Source organism: Bradyrhizobium sp. YR681 (assembly GCF_000282615.1).
Classification (GTDB): domain Bacteria; phylum Pseudomonadota; class Alphaproteobacteria; order Rhizobiales; family Xanthobacteraceae; genus Bradyrhizobium.
In genome coordinates this window covers 1-17,097 of record NZ_AKIY01000193.1, presented here as the reverse complement: position 1 = coordinate 17,097, position 17,097 = coordinate 1, and the positions used below count along the sequence as shown (strand labels likewise).

General features: G+C 63.4%; 29 protein-coding genes. All 29 read left to right on the top strand.

Features of this window, described 5'->3' with window-relative positions:
* The first annotated feature begins 47 nt into the window (after window positions 1-47).
* The 29 genes from rpsJ to PMI42_RS17235 all read left to right on the top strand — a co-directional run bounded on the left by rpsJ (window position 48) and on the right by PMI42_RS17235 (window position 16,953).
* Window positions 48-356: a 30S ribosomal protein S10 gene (rpsJ, locus tag PMI42_RS17375; protein WP_002712302.1), complete on the top strand. Its 309-nt coding sequence runs from the start codon at window positions 48-50 to the stop codon at window positions 354-356.
* Between the two features lie 53 nt (window positions 357-409).
* Window positions 410-1,123 carry a 50S ribosomal protein L3 gene (gene rplC, locus PMI42_RS17370; protein WP_008136366.1) on the top strand — a complete coding sequence of 238 codons (714 nt, stop codon included), beginning with the start codon at window positions 410-412 and terminating at the stop codon, window positions 1,121-1,123.
* A gap of 1 nt (window position 1,124) precedes the next feature.
* Window positions 1,125-1,745 (top strand): 50S ribosomal protein L4, encoded by a 621-nt coding sequence (rplD, locus tag PMI42_RS17365; protein WP_008136364.1) that lies wholly within the window; start codon window positions 1,125-1,127, stop codon window positions 1,743-1,745.
* Complete coding sequence (locus PMI42_RS17360) at window positions 1,742-2,044, top strand: 50S ribosomal protein L23 (RefSeq protein ID WP_008136362.1); 303 nt, start codon at window positions 1,742-1,744, stop codon at window positions 2,042-2,044. The genes rplD and PMI42_RS17360 overlap by 4 nt, the downstream gene beginning before the upstream one ends.
* Before the next feature lie 12 nt (window positions 2,045-2,056).
* Window positions 2,057-2,890, top strand: coding sequence for a 50S ribosomal protein L2 (gene rplB / locus PMI42_RS17355; protein WP_008136359.1), 834 nt, complete (start codon window positions 2,057-2,059; stop codon window positions 2,888-2,890).
* 12 nt (window positions 2,891-2,902) lie between these two features.
* On the top strand, window positions 2,903-3,181 hold the full coding sequence (gene rpsS / locus PMI42_RS17350; protein WP_008136357.1) for a 30S ribosomal protein S19: 279 nt from the start codon (window positions 2,903-2,905) through the stop codon (window positions 3,179-3,181).
* A 10-nt stretch (window positions 3,182-3,191) separates the two neighbouring features.
* Entirely contained in the window at window positions 3,192-3,578 is a 387-nt protein-coding gene (gene rplV / locus PMI42_RS17345) for a 50S ribosomal protein L22 (protein ID WP_008136353.1), read from the top strand.
* A gap of 18 nt (window positions 3,579-3,596) precedes the next feature.
* Window positions 3,597-4,322 (top strand): 30S ribosomal protein S3, encoded by a 726-nt coding sequence (gene rpsC, locus PMI42_RS17340; RefSeq protein WP_008136351.1) that lies wholly within the window; start codon window positions 3,597-3,599, stop codon window positions 4,320-4,322.
* Between the two features lie 30 nt (window positions 4,323-4,352).
* On the top strand, window positions 4,353-4,766 hold the full coding sequence (gene rplP, locus PMI42_RS17335; RefSeq protein WP_008136349.1) for a 50S ribosomal protein L16: 414 nt from the start codon (window positions 4,353-4,355) through the stop codon (window positions 4,764-4,766).
* 5 nt (window positions 4,767-4,771) lie between these two features.
* Window positions 4,772-4,978: a 50S ribosomal protein L29 gene (gene rpmC, locus PMI42_RS17330; protein ID WP_008136348.1), complete on the top strand. Its 207-nt coding sequence runs from the start codon at window positions 4,772-4,774 to the stop codon at window positions 4,976-4,978.
* 13 nt (window positions 4,979-4,991) lie between these two features.
* Complete coding sequence (gene rpsQ, locus PMI42_RS17325; RefSeq protein WP_008136346.1) at window positions 4,992-5,240, top strand: 30S ribosomal protein S17; 249 nt, start codon at window positions 4,992-4,994, stop codon at window positions 5,238-5,240.
* A gap of 84 nt (window positions 5,241-5,324) precedes the next feature.
* Window positions 5,325-5,693, top strand: coding sequence for a 50S ribosomal protein L14 (gene rplN, locus PMI42_RS17320; RefSeq protein ID WP_007603030.1), 369 nt, complete (start codon window positions 5,325-5,327; stop codon window positions 5,691-5,693).
* The gene (gene rplX / locus PMI42_RS17315) at window positions 5,693-6,007 is read left to right on the top strand and encodes a 50S ribosomal protein L24 (RefSeq protein ID WP_007603031.1); all 315 of its coding nucleotides are present in this window, start codon (window positions 5,693-5,695) and stop codon (window positions 6,005-6,007) included. Before rplN ends, rplX begins: the two co-directional genes overlap by 1 nt.
* Window positions 6,000-6,557 (top strand): 50S ribosomal protein L5, encoded by a 558-nt coding sequence (gene rplE / locus PMI42_RS17310; protein ID WP_008136341.1) that lies wholly within the window; start codon window positions 6,000-6,002, stop codon window positions 6,555-6,557. Before rplX ends, rplE begins: the two co-directional genes overlap by 8 nt.
* A 46-nt stretch (window positions 6,558-6,603) precedes the next feature.
* Window positions 6,604-6,909, top strand: a complete 306-nt coding sequence (rpsN, locus tag PMI42_RS17305) for a 30S ribosomal protein S14 (RefSeq protein ID WP_008136339.1) — start codon at window positions 6,604-6,606, stop codon at window positions 6,907-6,909.
* 14 nt (window positions 6,910-6,923) lie between these two features.
* A complete protein-coding gene (gene rpsH, locus PMI42_RS17300; RefSeq protein WP_008136338.1) occupies window positions 6,924-7,322 on the top strand; it encodes a 30S ribosomal protein S8 in 399 nt (132 codons plus the stop codon).
* 16 nt (window positions 7,323-7,338) lie between these two features.
* Window positions 7,339-7,872, top strand: a complete 534-nt coding sequence (gene rplF / locus PMI42_RS17295) for a 50S ribosomal protein L6 (RefSeq protein ID WP_008136336.1) — start codon at window positions 7,339-7,341, stop codon at window positions 7,870-7,872.
* 11 nt (window positions 7,873-7,883) lie between these two features.
* Window positions 7,884-8,246, top strand: coding sequence for a 50S ribosomal protein L18 (gene rplR, locus PMI42_RS17290; RefSeq protein WP_007603036.1), 363 nt, complete (start codon window positions 7,884-7,886; stop codon window positions 8,244-8,246).
* A gap of 47 nt (window positions 8,247-8,293) precedes the next feature.
* The gene (rpsE, locus tag PMI42_RS17285; RefSeq protein ID WP_008136332.1) at window positions 8,294-8,887 is read left to right on the top strand and encodes a 30S ribosomal protein S5; all 594 of its coding nucleotides are present in this window, start codon (window positions 8,294-8,296) and stop codon (window positions 8,885-8,887) included.
* 21 nt (window positions 8,888-8,908) lie between these two features.
* Window positions 8,909-9,115, top strand: coding sequence for a 50S ribosomal protein L30 (rpmD, locus tag PMI42_RS17280; RefSeq protein ID WP_008136329.1), 207 nt, complete (start codon window positions 8,909-8,911; stop codon window positions 9,113-9,115).
* 75 nt (window positions 9,116-9,190) lie between these two features.
* On the top strand, window positions 9,191-9,676 hold the full coding sequence (rplO, locus tag PMI42_RS17275; protein WP_008136328.1) for a 50S ribosomal protein L15: 486 nt from the start codon (window positions 9,191-9,193) through the stop codon (window positions 9,674-9,676).
* 148 nt (window positions 9,677-9,824) lie between these two features.
* Entirely contained in the window at window positions 9,825-11,156 is a 1,332-nt protein-coding gene (gene secY / locus PMI42_RS17270; protein ID WP_008136327.1) for a preprotein translocase subunit SecY, read from the top strand.
* On the top strand, window positions 11,153-12,364 hold the full coding sequence (locus PMI42_RS17265) for a preprotein translocase subunit SecY (protein WP_008136326.1): 1,212 nt from the start codon (window positions 11,153-11,155) through the stop codon (window positions 12,362-12,364). The genes secY and PMI42_RS17265 overlap by 4 nt, the downstream gene beginning before the upstream one ends.
* Entirely contained in the window at window positions 12,361-13,239 is an 879-nt protein-coding gene (locus PMI42_RS17260; RefSeq protein WP_008136325.1) for an adenylate kinase, read from the top strand. Before PMI42_RS17265 ends, PMI42_RS17260 begins: the two co-directional genes overlap by 4 nt.
* 187 nt (window positions 13,240-13,426) lie before the next feature.
* On the top strand, window positions 13,427-13,795 hold the full coding sequence (gene rpsM / locus PMI42_RS17255) for a 30S ribosomal protein S13 (RefSeq protein WP_008549231.1): 369 nt from the start codon (window positions 13,427-13,429) through the stop codon (window positions 13,793-13,795).
* A 124-nt stretch (window positions 13,796-13,919) separates the two neighbouring features.
* Window positions 13,920-14,309 (top strand): 30S ribosomal protein S11, encoded by a 390-nt coding sequence (gene rpsK, locus PMI42_RS17250; RefSeq protein WP_007603045.1) that lies wholly within the window; start codon window positions 13,920-13,922, stop codon window positions 14,307-14,309.
* A gap of 113 nt (window positions 14,310-14,422) precedes the next feature.
* Window positions 14,423-15,454 (top strand): DNA-directed RNA polymerase subunit alpha, encoded by a 1,032-nt coding sequence (locus PMI42_RS17245; protein WP_008136316.1) that lies wholly within the window; start codon window positions 14,423-14,425, stop codon window positions 15,452-15,454.
* A gap of 122 nt (window positions 15,455-15,576) precedes the next feature.
* A complete protein-coding gene (rplQ, locus tag PMI42_RS17240; protein ID WP_008136314.1) occupies window positions 15,577-15,993 on the top strand; it encodes a 50S ribosomal protein L17 in 417 nt (138 codons plus the stop codon).
* A gap of 120 nt (window positions 15,994-16,113) precedes the next feature.
* On the top strand, window positions 16,114-16,953 hold the full coding sequence (locus PMI42_RS17235) for a cytochrome c (RefSeq protein ID WP_008136313.1): 840 nt from the start codon (window positions 16,114-16,116) through the stop codon (window positions 16,951-16,953).
* Window positions 16,954-17,097: the final 144 nt, after the last annotated feature.

Here is a 17,097-nt window from a genome sequence, read left to right as displayed (position 1 = left end):
ACATTCGCTATTCGCTATTCGCCACCCAACGAAGAGAGACCACGGCAATGAACGGCCAAAATATTCGTATCCGTCTCAAGGCGTTCGACCATCGTATCCTCGATACGTCGACCCGCGAGATCGTGAACACGGCGAAGCGTACCGGCGCGCAGGTTCGCGGACCCATTCCGCTGCCCACCCGCATCGAGAAGTTCACCGTCAACCGTTCGCCCCACGTCGACAAGAAGAGCCGCGAGCAGTTCGAGATGCGCACTCACAAGCGCCTGCTCGACATCGTCGATCCGACCCCGCAGACCGTCGATGCTTTGATGAAGCTCGATCTGGCCGCCGGTGTCGACGTCGAGATCAAGCTCTAAGATTTTTTGGATCCCGTTCGCGTCAGCGGACAAAGAGAACAGGAAGCAAGCCGATGCGCTCCGGAGTGATCGCACAAAAGGTCGGGATGACGCGGGTCTTTACGGAGGCCGGCGAACATATCCCAGTGACCGTGCTGAAGCTCGGCAATTGCCAGGTCGTAGGCCACCGCACTGAAGAGAAGAACGGTTACGTCGCGCTCCAGCTTGGTTCTGGCAGCCGTAAGACCGTTTACATGCCCAAGGCGGAGCGCGGCCAGTTCGCGGTCGCCAAGGTCGAGCCGAAGCGGCAGGTCGAGGAGTTCCGCGTCTCCGCGGATGCCATGATCCCGGTTGGCGCCGAGATCCTCGCCGACCACTTCGTCGTCGGCCAGTTCGTCGACGTCACCGGCACCTCGGTCGGTAAGGGCTTCGCCGGCGGCATGAAGCGCTGGAACTTCGGCGGTCTGCGCGCCACGCACGGCGTGTCGATCTCGCACCGTTCGATCGGTTCGACCGGTGGTCGTCAGGACCCCGGCAAGACCTGGAAGAACAAGAAGATGCCCGGCCACATGGGCGTCGATCGCATCACCACGCTCAACCTCCGCGTCGTTCAGCTCGATGTCGAGCGCGGTCTGATCCTCGTCGAAGGCGCCGTTCCCGGCTCCAAGGGCGGCTGGATCCGCGTGCGCGACGCCGTCAAGAAGCCGCTGCCCAAGGAAGCTCCGAAGCCCGGCAAGTTCAAGGTTGCTGGCGACGCGGATGCCGCCCCGGCTGCGCAGGAGGCGTGAGATGGAATTGAAGGTCACCACCCTCGAAGGTAAGGAAGCCGGCTCTGTCCAGCTGTCCGACACCATTTTCGGTCTCGAGCCGCGCCAGGACATCATTGCACGTTGCGTGCAGTGGCAGCTCAACAAGCGCCAGGCCGGTACGCACAAGGCCAAGGGCCGCGCCGAGATCTGGCGCACCGGCAAGAAGATGTACAAGCAGAAGGGCACCGGCGGTGCTCGTCACGGCTCGGCGCGCGTGCCGCAGTTCCGCGGCGGTGGCCGTGCCTTCGGTCCGGTGGTGCGTTCGCACGCCACCGACCTGCCCAAGAAGGTCCGCGCGCTCGCTCTCAAGCATGCGCTCTCGGCCAAGGCCAAGGACGGCGATCTCATCGTGATCGAGAAGGCCGCGCTGGAAGCCGCCAAGACCAAGGCGCTGCTCGGTCACTTCTCGGGTCTGGGCTTGACCAACGCGCTGATCATCGACGGCGCCGAGCTCAACAACGGCTTCGCCGCTGCGGCCCGCAACATCCCGAACATGGACGTGCTGCCGATCCAGGGCATCAACGTCTATGACATCCTGCGCCGTCAGAAGCTCGTTCTGACCAAGGCCGCCATCGATGCGCTGGAGGCGCGCTTCAAATGACGAAGAACATCGAGCCTCGCCACTACGACGTGATCCTGTCGCCGGTCGTGACCGAAAAGGCCACGATCGCCTCGGAGCACAACAAGGTCCTGTTCAAGGTGGCCGCCAAGGCGACCAAGCCGCAGATCAAGGAAGCGATCGAGAAGCTGTTCGACGTCAAGGTCAAGAGCGTCAACACGCTGGTTCGCAAGGGCAAGACCAAGGTGTTCCGCGGCAATCTCGGTTCGCAGTCGAACTCCAAGCGCGCGATCGTGACTCTCGAAGAGGGTCACCGGATCGACGTGACCACCGGTCTGTAAGGTCGTAAGACGATGGCACTGAAGACATTCAATCCCACGACGCCGGGCCAGCGCCAGCTGGTCATGGTCGATCGTTCGGCCCTGTACAAGGGCAAGCCGGTCAAGGCGCTCACCGAAGGCAAGCACTCTTCGGGCGGTCGCAACAACACCGGTCGCATCACCGTGCGCTTCCGCGGCGGCGGTCACAAGCAGACCCTGCGCACCGTCGACTTCAAGCGTGACAAGGTCGATGCGCCCGCGACGGTCGAGCGGCTGGAATACGATCCGAACCGCACCGCGTTCATCGCGCTGGTCAAGTATGAGGACGGCACCCAGGCCTATATCCTGGCGCCGCAGCGCCTGGCCGTCGGCGATTCCGTGGTTGCCGGCAACTATGTCGACGTGAAGCCCGGCAACGTCATGCCGCTTGGCAACATGCCGGTCGGCACGATCATCCACAACATCGAGGTCAAGATCGGGAAGGGCGGCCAGCTCGCCCGTTCCGCCGGCACCTACGCCCAGCTCGTCGGCCGCGACCAGGACTACGTCATCATCCGCCTGAACTCGGGCGAGCAGCGCCTGGTGCACGGCCGTTGCCGCGGCACGATCGGCGCGGTGTCGAACCCGGATCACATGAACACCTCGATCGGCAAGGCCGGTCGTAACCGCTGGTTGGGCCGCAAGCCGCACAACCGCGGTGTCTCGATGAACCCGATCGACCATCCGCACGGCGGTGGTGAAGGTCGCACCTCGGGCGGTCGCCACCCGGTCACCCCGTGGGGCAAGCCGACCAAGGGCAAGAAGACCCGCTCCAACAAGTCGACCAACAAATTCATTCTCCTAAGCCGCCACAAGCGGAAGAAGTAAGGAACGCCGGACATGGTTCGTTCAGTCTGGAAAGGCCCGTTCGTCGAGGGTTCTCTGCTCAAGAAGGCAGATGCCGCGCGCGCGTCCGGCCGTCACGACGTCATCAAGATCTGGAGCCGTCGTTCGACGATCCTGCCGCAGTTCGTCGGTCTGACCTTCGGCGTCTACAACGGTCAGAAGCACGTGCCGGTGGCCGTCAACGAGGAAATGGTCGGTCACAAGTTCGGCGAGTTCTCGCCGACCCGGACCTTCCATGGCCACTCCGGCGACAAGAAAGCCAAGAAGGCTTGAGGATTAAACGATGAGCAAACCCAAGCGCGAACGGAGCCTCGCCGAGAACGAGGCCAAGGCGGTCGCCCGCATGCTGCGGGTGAGCCCGCAGAAGCTCAACCTGGTCGCCCAGCTCATTCGCGGCCGGAAGGCGGCTGCTGCGCTCGCCGACCTGCAGTTTTCGCGCAAGCGGATCGCGGTCGACGTGAAGAAGTGCCTGGAATCGGCTATCGCAAACGCCGAGAACAATCACGACCTCGATGTCGACGATCTGGTCGTGGCGCAGGCCTTCGTGGGCAACGGCCTCGTGATGAAGCGCTTTGCCGCCCGCGGCCGCGGCCGTTCGGGCCGTGTCTACAAACCATTTTCGCAGCTGACGATCATCGTTCGTCAGGTCGAAGCCGAAGCAGCGGCCTAAGGGACGCAGGAGCACACGATGGGTCAAAAGATCAATCCGATCGGTCTGCGTCTCGGCATCAACCGGACCTGGGATTCCCGCTGGTTCGCCGGCAAGCAGGAATACGGCAAGCTGCTGCATGAGGACGTCAAGATCCGCGAGATCCTGCACAAGGAGCTCAAGCAGGCGGCCGTCGCCCGCATCGTGATCGAGCGTCCGCACAAGAAGTGCCGCGTCACCATCCACTCGGCCCGTCCGGGCGTGGTGATCGGCAAGAAGGGCGCCGACATCGACAAGCTGCGCAAGCGGGTCGCGGACATCACCTCGTCCGACGTCGTCATCAACATCGTCGAGATCCGCAAGCCGGAGCTCGATGCGACGCTGGTGGCCGAGTCGATCGCGCAGCAGCTGGAACGCCGCGTGGCGTTCCGCCGCGCCATGAAGCGCGCCGTGCAGTCGGCGATGCGTCTCGGCGCGGAAGGTATCCGCATCAACTGCTCGGGTCGTCTGGGCGGTGCGGAAATCGCGCGCATGGAGTGGTACCGCGAAGGTCGCGTGCCGCTGCACACGCTGCGCGCCGACATCGACTACGGCGTTGCGACCGCGTTCACGACCTTCGGCACCTGCGGCGTCAAGGTCTGGATCTTCAAGGGCGAGATCCTCGAGCACGATCCGATGGCCCAGGACAAGAGAATGGCCGAAGGCGAGAGCAGCGGCGGTGGTGATCGTGGTGGCCGTGGGCGCCGCGACAACGCTGCGGCCTGAGCTGCACCAAGAATTTGAGGGCTTAAAGCCATGATGCAACCTAAGAAAACGAAGTTCCGGAAGGCGCATAAAGGCCGCATCCACGGCGTTGCGTCCTCGGGCGCGACGTTGGCGTTTGGCCAGTTCGGCCTGAAGGCGACCGAGCCGGAGCGCGTCACCGCGCGCCAGATCGAAGCCGCCCGCCGCGCGCTGACCCGTCACATGAAGCGTGCCGGCCGCGTCTGGATCCGCGTGTTCCCCGACGTTCCGGTGTCGAAGAAGCCTGCCGAAGTCCGCATGGGCTCCGGCAAGGGTTCGCCGGAATTGTGGGTCGCGCGCGTCAAGCCGGGCCGGGTGCTGTTCGAGATCGACGGCGTCAACACCCAGACGGCGCGTGAGGCGCTGACCCTGGCGGCCGCCAAGCTGCCGATCAAGACGCGCTTCGTCGAGCGCATTGCGGAGTAATGGCCATGGCCCAGATGAAGATCGAAGACATCCGCGCGATGAGCCCCGACCAGCAGGATGACGCCATCCTGAACCTGAAGAAGGAGCGCTTCAACCTGCGCTTCCAGCGCGCCACCGGGCAGCTCGAGAACACTTCGCGCCTGCGCGAGGCTCGCCGTGACATCGCCCGCATCAAGACCGTCGCCGCGCAGAAGCGCGCGAAAGAGAAGTAAGGGGCTTACGAATATGCCGAAACGTACTTTGCAAGGCGTGGTCGTCAGCGACAAGACTGCCAAGACCGTGGTCGTGCGCGTCGATCGCCGCTTCACGCACCCGATCTACAAGAAGACGATCCGCCGTTCGAAGAACTACCACGCGCACGACGAGGACAACCAGTTCAAGCCGGGCGACATGGTGTGGATCGAGGAATCGAAGCCGATTTCGAAGTTGAAGCGCTGGGTCGTGATCCGGGGCGAACACAAGAAAAGCGCCTGATCTGTTGGCTTTAGCCGACTGACTTCAGGGAAATGTTGAGCGCCGGCTGGGCTGGCGCAAGAGAGAAGAGGACGAGGTGCATCAATGATTCAGATGCAGACCAACCTCGACGTGGCCGACAATTCTGGCGCACGCCGTGTCATGTGTATCAAGGTGCTCGGAGGCTCCAAGCGCCGCTACGCCACGATCGGCGACATCATCGTCGTCTCGATCAAGGAAGCGATTCCGCGTGGCAAGGTGAAGAAGGGCGACGTGATGAAGGCCGTCGTGGTGCGCGTCCGCAAGGACATTCGCCGCGCCGACGGTTCGGTCATCCGCTTCGACCGCAACGCCGCCGTTCTGATCAACAACCAGTCCGAGCCGGTCGGCACCCGTATCTTCGGGCCCGTGCCGCGCGAGCTGCGCGCCAAGAACCACATGAAGATCATCTCGCTCGCGCCGGAGGTGCTGTGATGGCTGCGAAGATCCGCAAGGGCGACAAGGTCGTCGTGCTGACCGGTCGCGACAAGGGCCGCACCGGCGAAGTGTTCGAAGTGCGTCCCGACGCCGGCACGGCGCTGGTGCGCGGCATCAACATGGTCAAGCGTCACCAGAAGCAGACGCAGGCCCAGGAGGGCGGCATCATCTCGAAGGAGTCGCCGATCCAACTGTCCAACATCGCGTATGTCGGCAAGGACGGGAAGCCGACCCGCGTCGGATTCAAGATTCTGGCGGACGGCAAGAAGGTCCGCATCGCCAAGAGCTCGGGAGCTGAGATCGATGGCTGAGGCCGCTTACACGCCGCGCCTGCGCGCGGAATACGACGCGAAGATCCGCACGTCCATGACCGAGAAGTTCGGTTATGAGAACGTGATGCAGGTTCCGCGCCTGGACAAGGTCGTGCTGAACATGGGCGTTGGCGATTCCGTCAACGACCGCAAGAAGGCCGAGACCGCCGCTGCCGAGCTGACCCAGATCGCCGGCCAGAAGGCGATCGTGACCTATTCGCGTATCGCGATCGCGACCTTCAAGCTGCGTGAAAACCAGCCGATCGGCTGCAAGGTCACGCTGCGCAAGGCCCGCATGTACGAGTTCATCGATCGCCTGGTGACGGTCGCGCTGCCGCGCGTCCGCGACTTCCGCGGCCTGAACCCGAAGAGCTTTGACGGCCGCGGCAACTACTCGCTCGGCATCAAGGAGCACATCATTTTCCCCGAGATCGACTTCGACAAGGTCACGGAAGCCCGCGGTATGGACATCACCGTCTGCACCACGGCCAAGACCGACGAAGAGGCGAGGGCCTTGTTGACCGCTTTCAATTTCCCGTTCCGGCAGTGAGACGCTGACTTAAAGCCTCTCAAACGCGGATACCCAGGAGCCAAGCATGGCAAAGAAGAGTTCAATCGAGAAGAACAACCGGCGCAAGCGGATGACGAAGAACGCCGCCCCGAAGCGCGAGCGGTTGAAGGCGATCATCGCCGACAAGACGCTGCCGATGGAGGAGCGGTTCGCCGCCACCCTGAAGCTGGCGGAAATGCCGCGAAACTCGTCGGCGACCCGCATCCGTCTGCGTTGCGAGCTGTCGGGCCGTTCGCGTTCGAACTACCGCAAGACCAAACTGTCCCGCATCGCGATGCGCGACCTTGGCTCCAAGGGCATGGTCCCGGGCCTCGTGAAGTCCAGCTGGTAAGGAGGGTCGTTTAGATGTCTACGCACGATCCAATCAGCGATCTGATCACCCGTATCCGCAACGCGCAGATGCGCTCCAAGAGCAAGGTCTCCACGCCTGGCTCGAAGATGCGCGAGAACGTGCTCGAGGTCCTCAAGACCGAGGGCTACATCCGCGGCTACGCCACGCTCGAGCATTCCTCGGGCCGCAGCGAGATCGAGATCGAGCTGAAGTATTTCGACGGCGAGCCCGTCATTCGCGAGATCGAACGAGTCTCGAAGCCCGGGCGCCGTGTTTACGCCTCGGTGAAGGCTCTGCCGCGGGTGAACAACGGACTCGGCATTTCGGTGTTGTCGACGCCGAAGGGAATCATGGCCGACCACAGTGCGCGTGAAGCGAACGTGGGCGGTGAAGTTCTCTTCACGGTGTTCTGAGAAGGATTTTTGATCCATGTCACGAGTTGGCAAAAGGCCTGTTCCGGTTCCGTCGGGTGTGACCGCGACCGTCGATGGGCAGACCGTCAAGATGAAGGGGCCGAAGGGCCAGCTTCAGTTCGTCGTTCATGACGACGTCGAGGTGAAGCTCGAGAACGGCCAGGTCAAGGTGAACCCGCGGGTCGAGACCAATCGCGCGCGGGCGCTGTACGGTACCGCTCGCGCCCAGGTCGCGAATCTGGTCGAAGGCGTCACCAAGGGCTTCGAGAAGAAGCTCGAAATCACCGGCGTCGGTTACCGCGCCGCGATGCAGGGCAAGAACCTGCAGCTCGCGCTCGGTTACAGCCACGACGTGGTCTACGCGATCCCGGAAGGGATCACGATCACCGTGCCGAAGCCGACCGAGATTACGGTGACCGGCAGCGACATTCAGCGTGTCGGCCAGGTCGCCGCCGAGATTCGCTCCTATCGTCCGCCGGAGCCCTACAAGGGCAAGGGCGTGAAGTATGTGGGCGAATTCATCTTCCGCAAGGAAGGCAAGAAGAAGTAACGGAGCCGGTCATGTCGAAAGCCAAGGTTACGAATGCCCGGCGCAAGCGGAGTGTGCGGCTGAAGCTGCGCCGCTCCGGTGGTGGCCGTCCGCGTCTGTCGGTGTTCCGCTCGTCCAAGCACATCTACGCCCAGGTCATCGACGACCTGAAGGGCGAGACGCTGGCCTCTGCCTCGTCGCTCGAGAAGTCGATGCGCGACGGCGGCAAGACCGGCGCCGATATCGATGCGGCGAAGGCGGTCGGCAAGCTGCTGGCCGAGCGCGCCGCCGAGAAGGGCGTCAAGGAAGTCGTGTTCGATCGCGGCAGCTACCTCTACCACGGGCGCGTCAAGGCTCTTGCCGACGCGGCGCGTGAGAGCGGGCTGAGCTTCTAACAGAATTTGAGGATTGAGGCGTAAGCCTCTGAAGGATTGGAAAAACCATGGCAGAACGCGAACAGCGTGGTGGACGCGATCAGCGGGGCGGCGGACGTGAACGCAAGGAGCGCGAGGAGCGCGACAGCGAGTTCGTCGACAAGCTCGTCCACATCAATCGCGTGGCGAAGGTCGTCAAGGGCGGTAAGCGTTTCGGTTTCGCAGCGCTGGTCGTGATCGGCGACCAGAAGGGCCGCGCCGGCTTCGGTCACGGCAAGGCGCGCGAAGTTCCCGAGGCGATCCGCAAGGCAACCGAATCCGCCAAGCGCAACCTGACCCGCGTCTCGCTGCGCGAGGGCCGCACGCTCCATCACGACATCGCCGGCCGTCATGGCGCGGGCCGTGTCTATCTGCGTGCAGCTCCGGCCGGTACCGGCATCATCGCCGGCGGCCCGATGCGCGCCGTGTTCGAGACGCTCGGCGTCCAGGACGTGGTCGCCAAGTCGATCGGTTCGTCGAACCCCTACAACATGGTTCGCGCAACCTTCGACGCGCTGAAGCATCAGGATTCGCCGCGTTCGGTCGCAGCCCGCCGCAACATCAAGGTATCCACTCTGCAGTCGCGCCGTATCGGTGGCGATGCCGAGGCGGCTGCCGACTAACGGAAGCTGGAGTAGACTCCCATGGCCAAGGACGCCGCTAAGTCCAGCAAGACGATCAAGCTCGAGCAGATCGGCAGCGCGATCCGCCGCCATCATTCGCAGCGCTCGACGCTGATCGGTCTCAAGCTCAACAAGATCGGTCGCACCAGCGAGCTGCAGGACACCCCTGCGGTCCGCGGCATGATCGAGAAGGTTCACCATCTCGTTCGCATCGTCGACGAGAAGTAAGTAACGGCGCGCGATCCCGGAAGCGGGCGACCTGCTTTCGGTGAAGATCGTGCGCAAGAAACAAGGAGCAGGGCGATGAAGCTCAGCGATATCGCCGACAATGCCGGCTCGCGCAAGAAGCGCATGCGCGTCGGCCGTGGCATCGGTTCGGGCAAGGGCAAGCAGTCCGGCCGCGGCGGCAAGGGCCAGACCGCGCGTTCGGGCGTGCGCATCAAGGGTTTCGAAGGCGGCCAGATGCCATTGCATCGCCGTCTGCCCAAGCGCGGCTTCAACAACATCTTCCGCGTCGAGTTCGCCGAGATCAACCTGGACCGGCTCCAGGATGCGGTCGATGCCAAGAAGGTCGACGCCGGCAGCGTGGTGACCATGGAGTCTCTGGTGAAGGCCGGCGTGCTTCGCCGCGCCAAGGCCGGCCTGCGGCTGCTCGGCCGCGGCGAGCTCAAGTCCAAGCTCAACATCGAAGTGCACGGCGCCACCAAGACCGCGATCGCCGCGGTCGAGAAGGCCGGCGGTTCGGTGAAGATCCTCGCCCCTGCCAAGGAAGAAGGCGAGGCGGCGTAACAACTGCGTCATTGGCCCGCGGCTCGCGGGCCTTTACGCATGCGGGACGTGGACTTATCGAAGCCGAGCCCCAGATAATGTCCGGCGTCCGCTAGAGTAGCCCGGCCGCGGGCATGACGGCGCAACAGGCGGCGGGAGAAAGTCCAAGATGGTCTCAGCAGCGGAACAACTGGCAGCCAATCTCAATTTCGGCGCGTTTGCCAAGGCCGACGAACTGAAGAAGCGCATCTGGTTCACCCTGGGTGCGCTGCTCGTTTATCGGCTCGGGACCTACATCCCGCTGCCCGGCATCGATCCCAACATCTGGGAGCAGGTGTTCAAGTCCCAGGCGGGCGGCATCCTGGGCATGTTCAACATGTTCGCCGGCGGCGGCATCCACCGCATGGCGATCTTCGCGCTGAACATCATGCCGTACATCTCGGCATCGATCATCATCCAGCTCCTGACCACCGTCTCGCCGCAGCTCGAAGCGCTGAAGAAGGAAGGCGAGGCCGGCCGCAAGCTGCTGAACCAGTACACCCGCTATCTCACGGTCATCCTGGCCGCGTTCCAGTCCTACGGCATCGCGGTGGGCCTCGAAGGCGCCGGCAACGTCGTCAGCGACCCCGGCCTGTTCTTCCGCCTGTCCACGGCGATCACGCTGACTGGCGGCACCATGTTCCTGATGTGGCTGGGTGAGCAGATCACCTCGCGCGGCATCGGCAACGGCATCTCGCTGATCATTCTCTCCGGCATCGTCGCCGAGCTGCCCGCGGCGCTCGCCAACATGCTCGAGCTCGGCCGTCAGGGGGCGATGTCGACCGGCCTGATCCTGGTCGTCATCATCATGGCCGTCGCCGTGATCGCCTTCATCGTGTTCGTGGAGCGCGCCCAGCGCCGGCTGCTGATCCAGTATCCGAAGCGCCAGGTCGGCAACAAGATGTTCGAGGGCCAGTCCTCGCATCTGCCGCTCAAGCTGAACACCTCGGGCGTGATCCCGCCGATCTTCGCGTCCTCTCTGCTGCTGCTGCCGACCACGGTTGCGAACTTCAACGCGGGCAGCGGGCCGGAATGGTTCCAGTGGATCACGACCCAGCTCGGCCACGGCCGTCCGCTGTTCCTGATCATGTATCTCGCGCTGATCGTGTTCTTCGCGTTCTTCTACACCGCGATCGTGTTCAACCCGACCGAGACCGCGGACAATCTGAAGAAGCATGGCGGCTTCATTCCGGGCATCCGTCCGGGCGAGCGCACCGCTGAATATATCGACTACGTGCTGTCGCGCATCACCGTGCTCGGCGCGGTCTATCTGGCGATCGTCTGCCTGATCCCGGAGATCCTGATCTCCTACGCCTCGGTGCCGTTCTACTTCGGCGGCACCTCGCTGCTGATCGTCGTCAGCGTCACCATGGACACGGTGGCTCAGGTGCAGGGCTATCTGCTGGCCCATCAGTACGAAGGCCTGATCCGCAAGTCGAAGCTGCGGGGCCGCCGTAGATGAGCAGGGAGCTCGCGCGCCGGATCGCTTTCACGATTGGCGCGCTGCTCCTTTTCAGGCTCGGCACCCAGATCCCGTTTGTCGGGATGGGCCCGCCAAGCTTGTCGTTCCCGGCCCACGACATGGTCCGCCTTTCGATCTTCGCACTCGGCATCCTTCCCTATCTGACCGCTGCGATCGTCGTTCGGCTTCTCTCGCTGGTATGGCAGCGCCTGAACTCGCTCGAGAAATCAGGTGAGCGCGGCCGGCGCGCCATCGCGCGCTGCACGCTGATCCTGACTCTGGTGTTTTCCACCTTCCAGGCCTACGGCTACGCCTCGGCTATCCGGACAATTTCGGCGCTGGTTCCTGAACCGGACGAATGGCCTGTTCTCGCGGCGACGGCCTCGATCGTCGGCGGCGTGTTCGTTCTGATCTGGCTCAGCGAGCAAATCACCCGCCACGGCATCGGCAACGGTCTGGCGCTGATCCTGGGTGTCGGCTTTCTCGTCTCGCTGCCGCGCGACGTCGCCGGCATCATGGAGCTCATGCAGCAGGGGGCGATTTCGAGCAATCTCGTGCTCGGCCATGTCGTGTTCTGGATCGCGACCGTCGCCGTGATGGTGCTTGTTGAAGGCGCGCGGCGAAATATCCGCGTCGCGTTCGGCGCGGTCAGCGTCGGCGCGCGGCAACTGCCGGCGCGCGATGCGATGCTGCCGATCAAGCTCAACAGCGCCGGGTTCCTGATTCCGGTCACCGTAGCGCCGTGGATATTCTTTCTGCCGCTCGCCTTTGCGGGCTTTGTCCTGGGCGGCGATCACCCCGTGGTCGCTGCGGCCTACCGGCATCTTCAACTCGGCCAGCCGGTCCACATGATCCTCGTGTCGATCGCCGTGTTCGTGCTTGCTTTCATCTACACCGCCTATGTCGTCGATCCCGAGCACACGGCCAAATCCCTGGCCCAGCGTGACGGCACAATTCCCGGTGTCGCGCCGGGCGAGGCGACGGCGGACTATCTCGATCGCGCCGTGTCATTGACGACGGTCGTCGGAGCCGTCTACCTGACTGCGTTGCAGTTGATTCCGGAGGTCTTCGAGCTTTACGGGATCGGTCTGCCTTATAGTATGGTCGTCAATGGTGGTGCGGCGCTGGTTGTGGTTTGCACTGCCCTTGATATCAAAACACAGGTGCGCGACGTATCGCTCACCAATCCGGGGGGCGTACGCCGATGAGAATTATACTTCTGGGACCGCCGGGGTCGGGCAAGGGGACCCAGGCGCAGCTGCTGGTGCAGCGCTATGGCATCGTCCAGCTCTCGACCGGTGAGATGCTGCGCGCAGCCGTTGCCGCCGGAACGCCGGTCGGGCTGAAGGCCAAGGAGATCATGGCCGGCGGCGGCCTGGTGCCCGACGAGATCGTGGTCGGAATCATCTCCGACCGGATCGACCAGCCGGATGCCCGGAACGGTTTCATCCTCGATGGTTTCCCGCGCACCGTGCCGCAGGCCGAGGCGCTGGATGAGCTGCTCAAGCACAAGCACATGAAGCTCGACGCGGTGATCGAGCTCCGCGTCAACGAGAGTGCGCTGCTGAGTCGTGTCGAGACCCGCGTCGCCCAGATGCGGGAGCGCGGGGAGGAGGTCCGGGTCGATGACACCCCGGAGGTCCTGACCAAGCGGTTGGCCAACTACCGGAATCAGACGGAACCTCTGATTCACTACTATTCGGAGCGGCGGAAGCTCTCCACCATCGACGGCATGATGGCCATCGACGAGGTCACCCGCGCCATCCACCGTCTGCTCCTGGCGTTGGGAGCGGTCGAGCCGAAGAGCCATGCCCGCAGCGTGGCCAAGGCGGGGCCAGCCAAAAAGGGCAAGGCTGCGAAGAAAGCGACCAAAAAGCCGGCCAAAGCAGCCAAGAAGGCCGCCAAATCGGCAAAAACCGCCAAAAAACCTGCCAAGAAGGCCGTGAAGGGTACCAAGAAAACGGCCAAGAAAGCGACCAAGAAAACCGTCAAAAAGGCAACCAGGACGACCGCCAGGAAGGCAGTCAAAAAGGGTGCCAAAAAGGCCGCAAAAAAGGTCACGAAAAAGCGAGCCAAGCGCTAGCAGCGGTTGACGAAAGCCCCTGGAATCCCCTAATAAGCCCCGCATCCAAGTCGGATAGTTTCAAACGATGCCGGGCCCCAGGAAGACCAGGGGTGGGCGTCGTGTTCGCGTTTGTGAACACCTGCCCGAGAAACCAAGCACTTAAAGACCGGTTCCTGACGAGGGATCGGCAACAGGAGAGAAGGCCGTGGCCCGTATTGCCGGCGTGAACATTCCGACCAACAAGCGCGTGCTGATCGCGCTCCAGTATATCCATGGCATCGGCCAGAAGATCGCTGGGGAGATCCTGGAGAAGGTGAAGATCCCCGTGGATCGTCGCGTCAACCAGCTCAGCGATGCCGAAGTGCTCCAGATCCGCGAAGTGATCGACCGCGACTATCTCGTCGAGGGCGACCTGCGTCGTGAGGTCGGCATCAACATCAAGCGTCTGATGGACCTCGGCTGCTATCGCGGCCTGCGTCATCGTCGCGGTCTGCCGGTGCGCGGTCAGCGCACCCACACCAATGCGCGTACGCGCAAGGGCCCGGCGAAGGCGATCGCCGGCAAGAAGAAGTAAGTCTTCGCATCCAATCGTGGCGTGCGGCGGGCAGGGGACAACCTGTTCGCCGCGCGCCTTTCGTTCCATCAGGTGTAGCCGCTGGCATTACGGCGGCGTTTGAGATCTCCAGGAAAGGTAGTCTATGGGCAAGGAAGCCACCCGCGTTCGCCGTCGTGAACGCAAGAACATCGCCTCCGGCGTCGCGCACGTGAACTCGTCGTTCAACAACACGACCATCACCATCACCGACGCGCAGGGCAACACGATTGCCTGGTCTTCCGCCGGCACGATGGGCTTCAAGGGCTCGCGCAAGTCGACCCCGTACGCCGCCCAGGTTGCCGCCGAGGACGTGTCGAAGAAGGCGCAGGAGCACGGCATGCGCACGCTGGAAGTCGAAGTCGCCGGTCCCGGTTCGGGCCGCGAATCGGCGCTCCGTGCACTGCAGGCCGCGGGTTTCACCGTCACCTCGATCCGTGACGTGACCACGATCCCGCACAACGGTTGCCGTCCCCGCAAGCGTCGGCGCGTTTGATTAAGAGGTTGCGGGCGCATCGGCGCCCGCAATGACTTTTGTAAGAAGCCGCGGGTGCGACCTGCGGCCTTTCTCCAACGCCAGTGTCTGCAACGGCAGTTCGACTGGCCTGTATGGGTGAAACAGTGACGATCCAGAAAAATTGGCAAGAACTGATTCGGCCGAACAAGCTCCAGGTCACGCCCGGCAGCGATTCGAACCGCTTTGCGACCATCGTCGCCGAGCCGCTCGAGCGCGGCTTCGGCCAGACCCTCGGCAACGCGCTGCGCCGTATCCTGCTCTCCTCGCTCCAGGGCGCGGCGGTGCAGTCGGTGCACATCGACGGCGTGCTGCACGAGTTCTCCTCGATCGCGGGCGTCCGTGAGGACGTCACCGACATCGTGCTCAACATCAAGGACATCTCGATCAAGATGCAGGGCGAAGGCCCCAAGCGCATGGTCGTGAAGAAGCAGGGTCCGGGCGTCGTCACCGCCGGCGACATCCAGACCGTGGGCGACGTCGTCGTGCTCAACCCCGACCTCCAGATCTGCACCCTCGACGAGGGCGCCGAGATCCGCATGGAGTTCACGGTCGCCACCGGCAAGGGCTACGTGCCCGCCGAGCGCAATCGTCCCGAGGATGCGCCGATCGGCCTGATCCCGGTCGACAGCCTGTACTCGCCGGTCCGCAAGGTCTCCTACAAGGTCGAGAACACCCGCGAGGGCCAGATCCTCGACTACGACAAGCTGACCATGACGATCGAGACCAACGGCGCGATCTCGCCGGATGACTCGGTCGCTTACGCCGCCCGCATCCTCCAGGATCAGCTCAACGTGTTCGTCAACTTCGAAGAGCCGCGCAAGGAAGTCGCCCAGGAGATCATCCCGGACCTCGCCTTCAACCCGGCCTTCCTCAAGAAGGTGGACGAGCTCGAGCTGTCGGTGCGTTCGGCCAACTGCTTGAAGAACGACAACATCGTCTACATCGGCGACCTCGTGCAAAAGAGCGAAGCCGAAATGCTCCGCACTCCGAACTTCGGCCGCAAGTCGTTGAACGAGATCAAGGAAGTGCTGGCCCAGATGGGTCTGCATCTCGGCATGGAAGTGCCGGGCTGGCCGCCGGAGAACATCGACGAGCTCGCCAAGCGCTTCGAGGATCATTACTGATCCGCTTTCACTGTCGCGGCCGGACATCTCCGGCCGCGATTCTTATGGGCGAACGCAGGAAGCCCACCTGAGCAACTGATCCGACGAACCATCGCGGCAGTTCATACGTAAGGAATAGACACATGCGTCACGGCAAGGTTCATCGGAAGCTCAACCGCACTGCCGAGCATCGCCGCGCGATGTTCGCCAACATGTGCGCCGCGCTGATCAAGCACGAGCAGATCGTCACCACGCTCCCGAAGGCCAAGGAGCTCCGTCCGATCGTCGAGAAGCTCATCACCCTCGGCAAGAAGGGCGGGCTGGCCATGCGCCGCCAGGCCATCTCCGAGATGCGCGACAAGGATCAGGTCAAGAAGCTGTTCGACACGCTGGCGCCCCGCTACAAGGACCGCCAGGGCGGCTACACCCGCATCATCAAGGCCGGCTTCCGCTACGGCGACAATGCCGCGATGGCCGTGATCGAGTTCGTCGATCGCGACGTCGATGCCAAGGGCCAGGATTCCGGCCCGGTGCAGGAGAAGGAAGCCGAGGCGGCGTAAGCCGGCTGGTACTTCAGGTTTCAGAAAGCGGCGCCCTTGGGCGCCGCTTTTTTGTATGGCACGGCGACATCTCATGCCGCGCATCGTTTTTGTTGAACGCGATTCCGGGCGGGGGCTCTCATGAGGATTGTGTTTGGGATTGCGCTGGCGCTGCTGACGTCGCCAGCCTTTGGTGAGACGCTGGTCGAGCGCGGCGCCTATCTCGTCAACAGTGTGATGATCTGTCACAACTGCCATACGCCGCGCGGGCCGCAAGGCCTCAATCTGTCGCGCGCGCTCTCGGGCGGCAGCCAGATTTTTGACGAGCCCGCCTTCAAGGTCACCGGCTCCAACATCACGCCGGACAAGGAGACCGGCATCGGCAATTGGAGCGATGCCGAGCTGAAGCGGTTTCTGGTCAGCGGCACCAGGCCTGATGGCACCAGGGTCGCGCCGATCATGCCGACTGCGTTCTACACGGTGCTCACGACGCGCGATCTCGATGCGCTCGCGGCTTACTTGCGTTCGGTGCCGGCCGTGCGCCACGAGACGCCGGCGCCGGAATACAGGATCGCGCTGAAGCCGGAGGCGCCGACCTATGCCGGCAAGCAGGCGAGCGAATCTGAGCTGTCCGACAAGCTCGCGCGCGGCCGCTATCTCCTGACCATCGCCCATTGCCTGGAATGCCACACGCCCGAAGGTCCGTCCGCCGTGCATGATTTCACAGCAGCGAGCGGCAAGGGCGGCCGGACATTCAGGGGGCTGTGGGGTGAATCGGTCTCCCCCAACATCACCGCGGATTCCACAGCCGGCCTCGGCCAATGGAGCGATGACGAAATCAAACGTGCGATTACGCAAGGCATCGCCCGTGACGGCCACAAGCTCAAGCCGCCGATGGCCTATGCTGCCTACGCCACCATGACGGCGCAGGACCTTGATGCCATCGTTGCGTTCGTGCGGACGCTGCCGGCGCGCAACTGATCCTCACGCGTCGGTGAGAGGCGGTTGAAGCCGCCTGCGCAGCGCACGATATCTTCGCCAGCATCAATGGAGATGATTCATGAAGATCGACCTTTCCGGAAAGACCGCCCTCGTCACCGGCTCCACCGCCGGCATCGGCCACGC